This window comes from Brunnivagina elsteri CCALA 953 (assembly GCF_002289455.1).
Lineage (GTDB): Bacteria > Cyanobacteriota > Cyanobacteriia > Cyanobacteriales > Nostocaceae > Brunnivagina > Brunnivagina elsteri.
Genome location: NZ_NTFS01000778.1, coordinates 1 through 1,194, shown reverse-complemented (window position 1 = coordinate 1,194; position 1,194 = coordinate 1). Strand labels below are relative to the sequence as shown.

The 1,194-nt window shown below is 36.3% G+C and carries 1 protein-coding gene; it reads right to left on the bottom strand.

Translation table 11 applies throughout. The features are described from left to right. Nucleotides 1-121: 121 nt before the first annotated feature. Nucleotides 122-1,027: a tRNA (5-methylaminomethyl-2-thiouridine)(34)-methyltransferase MnmD gene (locus CK510_RS30625; protein ID WP_095725155.1), complete on the bottom strand. Its 906-nt coding sequence runs from the start codon at nucleotides 1,025-1,027 to the stop codon at nucleotides 122-124. Nucleotides 1,028-1,194 lie beyond the last annotated feature (167 nt).

The window sequence follows — 1,194 nt, the reverse complement described above, 5'->3', positions numbered from 1 at the left end:
GCAGGCTAGAATCTCGCGTAGATGCTTCGTTCCTCAGCATGACAACACAGGATCATTCATTTTGTGGCTTACTCTTAAATAGAATAAAATAAACAAAGAGAATATTTTCATGTAGTAATTTCTACCTTTTATATTGCCAGCGCTTTCGCCATTGTGAAGTTGGTTCGAGAAGAGAATTATGCTGTTCTTGCTTCCTTCTCTCCAATATTATTTCGGCAGAATCGGATAATTCGCGATCGCGATAGGGTATTGCTGCACGAGTTTGTAAATGCTCTTGTTCCGATATGGACAGTGAAGGAAGAGAAATAGAAGCAGATTGTGGATATATTCCGGTAAATACTGCGATCGTACCTGGTGCTTTTTTGCCAACAACAGGAGGAGTTGAAGCTATTTTTAAACCAGATGTTATCAATGCTGTACGTACTGATGCAGCACAAGAATAAGTTGCAAGTATACCAGTTGGGGATAAACACTTAGAGACAAGTTGAATAAATTCTATTGTCCAAAGCTGTGGACATTGCGGAGGGGAAAATGGATCGAGAAAAATTGCATCTGCTTGAAATCCGGACGTAATTACTTCTTGGATTGTGATTCGAGCATCACCTAATAATAAATTTGCTTTGATATTTTTGGTTTCTATATGTCCAGTTTCGGCTATTTTTATTAAAATATCTAAAATATTGTGAGATTCGTAATTCCAATTATTAAATAACTGATGATTTACTGCTGCTTGTGGAACTGCTTGGTTGATTTCCAGAGCAATAATCTCGATATAACAATTAAGATTTATAGACCATATTTTTTGTATCGCCGTAGCCGTATTATAGCCTAGACCATAACAAATATCTAGAATCCTAATAATAGGTTTTTGAGCTTGATATTCTAATTGTGTTGGCACAGCAAATTTATGATAACTTTCTTGACGCGCTCCATAATAGCTATGAAATAGTTCGCCAAAATCATCAGAGAAAAAAGTAAATGTTCCATCAGCAGTTGGTTGGGGAATAAAGTTTTTTTGATTTTCCATAATAGTCATTAGTTACTTGTTTCTTTGCCATATCCCTGACTTCTTATACCAATTTAATATGAAGACGCATAGAAAGAACCCCACCCCCTGCCCTTTCAAGGGTAGGGTTTTTTTAATCTCGGAAATAGTTGAGAATTTTCTCAACTGCCTAACGAGGTTTCGTTGTT